General features: G+C 66.3%; 8 protein-coding genes. 5 read left to right on the forward strand and 3 right to left on the reverse strand.

Annotated features, from left to right (window positions below; all coding sequences use genetic code 11):
• Window positions 1-48 precede the first annotated feature (48 nt).
• Window positions 49-417, reverse strand: a complete 369-nt coding sequence (locus SKA58_RS13255) for a type II toxin-antitoxin system RelE/ParE family toxin (protein ID WP_009822955.1) — start codon at window positions 415-417, stop codon at window positions 49-51.
• Window positions 418-1,164: 747 nt separating this feature from the next.
• Here SKA58_RS13255 and SKA58_RS13260 point away from each other — a divergent pair.
• Window positions 1,165-3,312 carry a ParB/RepB/Spo0J family partition protein gene (locus SKA58_RS13260; protein ID WP_009822956.1) on the forward strand — a complete coding sequence of 716 codons (2,148 nt, stop codon included), beginning with the start codon at window positions 1,165-1,167 and terminating at the stop codon, window positions 3,310-3,312.
• 106 nt (window positions 3,313-3,418) lie between these two features.
• Entirely contained in the window at window positions 3,419-3,643 is a 225-nt protein-coding gene (locus SKA58_RS19890) for a hypothetical protein (RefSeq protein WP_156784204.1), read from the forward strand.
• 120 nt (window positions 3,644-3,763) lie between these two features.
• Here the strand turns inward: SKA58_RS19890 and SKA58_RS13270 are convergent, their stop codons facing one another.
• Together SKA58_RS13270 and SKA58_RS13275 are read right to left on the reverse strand one after the other, a co-directional pair.
• Window positions 3,764-4,072, reverse strand: coding sequence for a type II toxin-antitoxin system RelE/ParE family toxin (locus SKA58_RS13270; RefSeq protein WP_009822958.1), 309 nt, complete (start codon window positions 4,070-4,072; stop codon window positions 3,764-3,766).
• Window positions 4,073-4,074: 2 nt separating this feature from the next.
• Window positions 4,075-4,353, reverse strand: coding sequence for a type II toxin-antitoxin system ParD family antitoxin (locus SKA58_RS13275; RefSeq protein ID WP_009822959.1), 279 nt, complete (start codon window positions 4,351-4,353; stop codon window positions 4,075-4,077).
• Window positions 4,354-5,030: 677 nt separating this feature from the next.
• On the opposite strand from SKA58_RS13275, the gene SKA58_RS13285 reads away from it, so the two are divergent.
• The 3 genes from SKA58_RS13285 (at window position 5,031) to SKA58_RS13295 (ending at window position 6,418) form a co-directional block, all read left to right on the forward strand.
• Window positions 5,031-5,333, forward strand: a complete 303-nt coding sequence (locus SKA58_RS13285) for a DUF736 domain-containing protein (RefSeq protein WP_009822961.1) — start codon at window positions 5,031-5,033, stop codon at window positions 5,331-5,333.
• A gap of 65 nt (window positions 5,334-5,398) precedes the next feature.
• Complete coding sequence (locus SKA58_RS13290) at window positions 5,399-5,782, forward strand: A1S_2505 family phage non-structural protein (RefSeq protein ID WP_009822962.1); 384 nt, start codon at window positions 5,399-5,401, stop codon at window positions 5,780-5,782.
• Between the two features lie 222 nt (window positions 5,783-6,004).
• A complete protein-coding gene (locus SKA58_RS13295; RefSeq protein WP_232209425.1) occupies window positions 6,005-6,418 on the forward strand; it encodes a hypothetical protein in 414 nt (137 codons plus the stop codon).
• Window positions 6,419-6,486: the final 68 nt, after the last annotated feature.

The following is a 6,486-nucleotide window of genomic DNA, read 5'->3' on the forward strand; positions in this document are numbered from 1 at the left end:
GCGCGCGCGCTCGGGAGCGCGGCAACGACATCATTTAGATCCGGCCCATCATTTCTTTCCTTTTCGCGGCCGCCAGCCGATCGAGGTGCGCTTGGTAGCGTTTGTCCGCTTGGTGATGAGCGTCTTGTAGAAACGCTTTTCACTGCCGCCGGACTTGTCACCAGCTACCAAGAGGATCGCCTTGCGCTCGGGGTCGAACGCGAAGGCCACCCGCCACACACCGTTATCGGCATCGAACCGCAATTCCTTCATGTTCGCGAACGACGAGTCGTTCAGCGTGTCCGCGTGCGGTCGGCTCAGTTGTGGACCGAACGCGGCGAGGAGCTTGGCCGAAGCGAGCAGTTCGTCCTGCACCGCTTCCGGCAATTCCTCGAACTCCGCATCAAACTCGTCGCCGAACGCGACTTTCCATTCCATATATAGCCTCCAAGCTATATCGTCAAGATTGGCCTGTTGGGCGCTGGCCCATTCACTGGCAGCGTGGCAACCCTTCGGTGAGAAGATGAGCATCGACGGGCCGGCGATGGTTTCGCCCTTGATCTTTTTGCCCCGATAAGTCCTATAGAGTGAGTATCCCCCGGTGGTCCCTGCTCTGCATACCGCCGGGGCACTTTATTTCTAGCCGCAGCCAATAGTCTTCGCAACGCGCTTCCAGCGTGCGGATCATGCTGTTGCTGTCCTCATCCTATAGGGTTTTGAGGGGGAAAGACTTCCCCTGCTGACAAGCCCCATGCGGGTCTCGCCAGACCCCTTCGAGCGGGGACACCCCGCAACGCCCCGATATAGAGCGCGGGGATTTAAGGAGCGCACTCTGGCGGCTGACGCCGCGCAGGGGTCGCGCGTCATTTTCCCCAGCGCAGCACTCTCGCTCTGGCCAGAGGGCACGGCGACGGCTGGCCCCCAGGCCCGCGTGCACGCCACCGCGCCGGCCGTCCACCGCAAGGGTGCGTCGTTTGTGGCGCCGCGAGCGGCGCGGTGCTTGGGGCTCCGCCCCCGGCGCACTTCGGAACGTCTTCCGCCCAGCTTCCTCCCCCCGGCTCAAGGCCGGGGTCCGTGCAGCCGGTTCCCCGCGAAGCCGTCCCTCCGTTTGCACCCCCGGTCTCGCCGACGGGCAGGGTTTCAGCGCGGCGCTTCCCGCTGCGCGGAAACCCAAGGAGTAGGAAGATGACCAAGACTGTTCAAATCGAAACCACCGCTGCCGAGCCTGTATCGGGCATCGAGATTTTCGTGCCCCTCAACAAGCTCAAGAAGTCCCCCAAGAACGCCCGCAAGGTGCCGCATGGAGAGGCCGCCATCGAGGCGCTGGCCGCTTCCATCGGGCATAAGGGCTTGATCCAGAACCTTGTGATCGAACCGGAAATGAAGGGCGACAAGCCGACCGGCGCCTATTTCGTCACCGCTGGCGAAGGCCGCAGGCTGGCCTATCTGTTGCGCGCCAAGCGCAAGCAGATCAGGAGGAACCACCCGGTTCGCTGCCGTCTCGACACCGAGAACGACCCGTCCGAGATCAGTCTGGACGAGAACGTGACCCGGACCCCGATGCACCCCGCCGATCAGTTCGAGCGGTTCCGTGAGCTTGCGGACGGCAAGGGATGGGGCGCGGAGGAAATCGGCGCGCGGTTCGGCGTGTCGGGCGGTGTGGTGAAGCAGCGGCTTCGCCTTGGCGCTGTTAGTCCGAAGCTGTTGCAGGTCTATCGCGAGGACGGGCTGACCTTGGATCAGCTTATGGCCTTTGCCATCACCGAGGACCACGCCCGGCAGGAGCAGGTATTCGAGAACCTGCATCACAACCGGGAGCCGTGGATCATTCGGCGCGACATGACCGCCAACAACGTGCCCGCCGATGATCGTCGTGCGGTGTTCGTCGGAGCCGACGCCTATATCGAGGCGGGCGGCAACATCATACGCGACCTGTTCAGCGAGGATCGAGGCGGTTTCTTCGAGGATGCGGGCTTGCTCGACATGCTTGCGGTCGAGAAGCTGCGCGAGATCGCGGACGGAGTGCAGACCGAGGGATGGAAGTGGGTTGAGGCCCATATCGACTATCCCCATGCCCACGGTATGCGGCGCTTCTATCCGCAGGCCGTGGACCTGTCCGACGAGGACGAGGCCCGGCTTGATGCCCTGTCCACCGAGCATGACGAGCTTGCCGAAGGCTATTCGTCCTATGACGAAATGCCCGAGGACGTGGCGAAGAAGCTGGAAGCGGTGTCCGATGAGATCGACGCCATTTCGGCCAAGCGTTACGCCTACGATGCCAACGTGATCGCGCATGGCGGGGTGTTCGTTGTGCTTCACCATGACGGCACGGTCAGGATCGAGCGGGGTTTCGTCCGTCCCGAGGACGAGGCGCTGGCCGATCCGCAGCCCGAGGACGAGGCCGAAGCCATCGACCCGGAGGCCGTGGCGGACGAGCAGGCCGAGGACGGCGACGAGGACGTTCAGGATTTCGAGGATGAGGACGAGGAACCGGGCAAGCCCATTTCCGACAGCCTCATTCGCGACCTGTCCGCCCACCGGACGCTGGCCCTTCGCGTGGCGCTTGGCGAGCAGCCCGGCATTGCGTTGATCGCCCTGACCCACACGCTTACGGCGCAACTGTTCTACAGCTACGCCGAGGCCGGTTGCCTTGAAATCCGTCCGACCGTGACCCCGCTTGGCGGTCATGCGGCGGGGATCGAGGATACGTCGCTGGCGGCGCGGGCGAGCGGGGCGCATGACGCATGGGCCGAGCGGATGCCGCGTGACGCGGCCGACCTGTGGGGCTTCATCGTCGCGCTGGACGATGAGCAGCGGTTGGCGTTGCTGGCGCATTGCGCGTCCCGCACCGTCAACGCCCTGCGCCTGCCGTGGGATCGCAAGCCCCGGACGCTGCAAGCGGCGGACAGGCTGGCGACCGCGCTGGCGCTGGACATGGCGAAGGACTGGACGCCGACCGTGGACAGCTATCTTGGCCGTGTCACCAAGGCGCATATCCTTGAGGCCGTGGCCGAAGGGGTGTCGGAGGATGCGGCCCGCCGTATCGCAGACAAGAAGAAGCCGGACATGGCCGAAGCCGCCGAGCAGCGTCTTGCCGGGAAGGGCTGGCTTCCCGCTGTGTTGCGGACGCCGGAGCCGGAGGCCGAACCCGTTGAGACGGAGGACGCGGAAAGGATCGCGCAGCCGTCCGAAGCGGAGGCCCCCGATACCGGACCGCAGGACGGCGAGGCCGTGGAGGTCGAGGCGGTGGAACAGCTGACCGAACCCGAAGCGGAGGACGCCGACCCCGATCCGGTGGACGAAGATGACGCCTACTCGGTTGCCGCCGAATAGCACGGCAAGGGGCCGGGGCCGCGTGAGCGGTCCCGGCCTTCCTTTTGTTCCGGTGTTGCCCGGCCCTGTCCTGCGCGACGCCTCACCCCCGCAAGGAGCTTCCGTCATGCGCCGCCGGTTCCGTGTCATTGCCCGCCGCAACAACCAGCCCGGAATATTCTGCTGTGTCCGGTGCGGTCAGCCGATCACCGATTTTTCCGAGGATCGCACCATCGTCCACAACTATGTTCTGGACCATTGCGCCGCCTTCATAGCCGAGCATCGCGCCTGTGCGGGCCGTCCCTTGTTCAGCGCGGCGGCGGCGCGGCGCTGGCGGGAGGCGCATCGCTGATCGACGCTTGCGGCATCCCTTTTACAGCCTGCGAAAAATCGCGGCCGCGCCCCTCACCGGGCGCGGCCGCTCTGTCATGGGGATGATCGGCGCTCGCCGGGCATGGCCCGGCTCGCGATTCTAGGAATCCTCGCTCAGCAGGCTCTCGAAATCCCGGCCGCCGTAGAAGATCCCGACGATGACGACCGCCGCGTCTTCCACCGCAAAGGCGATGGTGACGCGGCGGCGCCAGGCGATCGTCCGCAGGCCCGGCCGCAGATCGTCGCGCATCGTGCCGCGCCGGGGAAAATCGGTCAGCTTGCCGATATGGCCGACGATGCCATCGGTGAAGCGCTGCGCGATGTCCGGCGACGCGGCGGCGGCGATATAGTCGTAAATGGCATCGAGATGGTCACGCGCTTCCGGCGTGAGGATGATGGAATGGGCCACGTTCAGCCGCGCTTGGCGGCCCGATTGTGGCGCTCGGCCAGCCCGGCGCGCACGTCGTCGAGCGGAATGCCGCGCGAGGGATCGGCCTTGTAGGCGTCATAGGCGGGGACGACCTCGTTGCGCAGCCATTGCTCGATGGCCCGGTCTCGCGCCTGGAGCGCGCGCAGCCCGTCGCGGATCACTTCGCTTTCGCTGGCATATTCGCCCGACGCAACCTTGGCACGGACCTGCGCGGCCATGTCGTTCGGCAGCGTCACGCTGAACTGTTGAGTCGTCCGCATGGATGGGCTCCTTTACGGATATGATTTAATCCTATCCGCACGATCCTTCAAGGTCGTCGCCGTAGCTCACGCGACCAGAGGGCAGGAGCGCCCCGCCCATGTCGGGCGACGCGCTGTGCCGGGCCGCGCAGCCAGCCCATATTCGCGAGCGTCCCGGTCCCGAATCCGGCGCTCGGCCGGCATCGCACAGGCCGGGCCTGAACCTGTCCGAAACGCAGGACGCACCCCCCGCGCTGATTTTCCACATGGCAGCGCTGCGCTCCGCTGCATCGGCCGCAGCGACACGGAAGCCGGGGCTATGTCGCCCTTGCATCTCGCTCGCGCGAAACCCGCCCGTCACGCCTTGGGCACCGAACCATCGCCGGCGCCGCCACGGTCGGCAGGCGGCAACGCCCCTCCGATCATCCCGTCAGGCCCATGTTTTTGCACGGCACCGCCGCCCACGCGGCCTCTCGAAAGGCTTGTCTGGCCGAAGCCCGCCCGTCTTCCCGCAACGGCGGCGGGCGATTTTTTTCCGCCGCCGGCCATGCCGGCTTTGCATCGCGAAGCAAAAAAACCGCCCGCCGCCGCCAGCCACTTCGTTCCGCCCTTCGGGTGCGGGCCGGTCGTCCCCCGTCCCATCGACAGCCATCGAGGCCGCGACAGGCGCGGTCCCGAAGCAAGAAAGGACTGACGACATGATCCGCGGAACCTTCACCACCACCGATCGCGGCTACACCGGCGAAATCCGCTCCTTCGGCGTGCGCGAGCAGGTCGAGTTGCGCCGGGTCGAGGGCAAGGACAACGACAAGGCCCCCGACTTCCGCATCCATCCGGCCGACGACGATCGGATCGACTACGGCGCCGCCTGGGCGAAGATCAGCAAGGAGAATCGCCCTTACGTCTCGTTCAAGCTGACCCTCCTCGGCGGCACGCCGGTCTATCTCCGGCTGTTCGAGAACGAGACGACCCCCGGCATCTACGAGTTGGTCTCCGACTGACCCGCCGCGCCTCGCCCGACATGGGCGGGGCGCTCCTTTTCCGATCGTCCGAAAGGAGCGCGACGATGCACAGCCATTCCGCCACACCTCCGGTTTTTGTCTTCGGATCGAACCTCGCCGGCCGTCACGGCAAGGGCGCCGCCTTATGGGCGCGGCGGCATCGCGGCGCGATCTACGGTCGGGGCGTCGGACGGCAAGGCAACGCCTACGCCATTCCGACCAAGGACGCTCAACTGAGGCCGCTCCATCTCGGCGAGATACGCGGATATGTCGGAGGATTCCTCCAATATGCCCGGCTACATCCCGACTTGTCGTTCGAGCTGACGCTGATCGGCTGCGGCCTGGCCGGATACCGGCCCGACCAGATCGCCCCCATGTTCGCCAATGCGCCCGCGAACGTGCGTTTGCCCGATGTTTTTCGCGCGGTTCTGGGCGCAGGTCTGGATTGAGGCGCACGGCGGGGGCGCGGCGCAGGCCCAGCGGCCTTGCGGCCTCGCCGGTATCCCGGCGGTCGTTCGTCCAGGCGGGAAGCAGGGCGCTCCGCCCCCGCTCCCCAGCAACAACAATCGGCCGGGCCGTGGCTCAGTCGCTGCGCTCCCTGCGCCCGCACCACCCCGGCAGATTCTTGCTGCCTCCCACACCCCCGGCTGCTCGCCGCGAAGGCAGGGTCGATGGCCTGGCCATCGCCCTGCGGACGATTTGCAGAAGGGAAAACAGTCATGTTCAATATCAAGCATGTTGACGGTGGCAGCGCCGAATATTGGCGGGAGCGCCGCGAAGCCTTCGCCCTGATCCGTGAAGCCGAGGAAGCCGGGGAGCGGATGAAGACCGCGCCGCTCTACCTGCATGGCGGCTATGACGAGGACGGCGACGTGATCCCCATCGAGAATATCGAGCCTTTCGACGATTTCGAGGACGCCGTTCAGCGCGTCGAGGCGAACGCGACGGCGGTGAGCATCCTCGTCGCGCAGGAACGCATGGCCATCCACGACCGGACCTTGTGGTCCGTGGTGGCCGTGCTGGAGGCGCTGGCCAACCCGTTCTACCCGGAGAACAGCCCGCTTTGGGGACCGGATACCGATTGACCCGGACGGCAGGCGGCCCCGCGCCGCCTGCCACTCCCGCGCGCTCGTGCCCCGCGCGGCGGACGGGA

The organism is Sphingomonas sp. SKA58, from assembly GCF_000153545.1.
GTDB classification, from domain to species: domain Bacteria; phylum Pseudomonadota; class Alphaproteobacteria; order Sphingomonadales; family Sphingomonadaceae; genus Sphingobium; species Sphingobium soli.

Coding starts and splice junctions, on each gene's coding strand:
- SKA58_RS13295 (WP_232209425.1), top strand. CDS start 6,005: ATGGCCTGGCCATCGCCCTGCGGACGATTTGCAGAAGGGAAAACAGTC.
- SKA58_RS19890 (WP_156784204.1), top strand. CDS start 3,419: ATGCGCCGCCGGTTCCGTGTCATTGCCCGCCGCAACAACCAGCCCGGA.
- SKA58_RS13275 (WP_009822959.1), bottom strand. CDS start 4,353: ATGCGGACGACTCAACAGTTCAGCGTGACGCTGCCGAACGACATGGCC.
- SKA58_RS13255 (WP_009822955.1), bottom strand. CDS start 417: ATGGAATGGAAAGTCGCGTTCGGCGACGAGTTTGATGCGGAGTTCGAG.
- SKA58_RS13290 (WP_009822962.1), top strand. CDS start 5,399: ATGCACAGCCATTCCGCCACACCTCCGGTTTTTGTCTTCGGATCGAAC.
- SKA58_RS13260 (WP_009822956.1), top strand. CDS start 1,165: ATGACCAAGACTGTTCAAATCGAAACCACCGCTGCCGAGCCTGTATCG.
- SKA58_RS13285 (WP_009822961.1), top strand. CDS start 5,031: ATGATCCGCGGAACCTTCACCACCACCGATCGCGGCTACACCGGCGAA.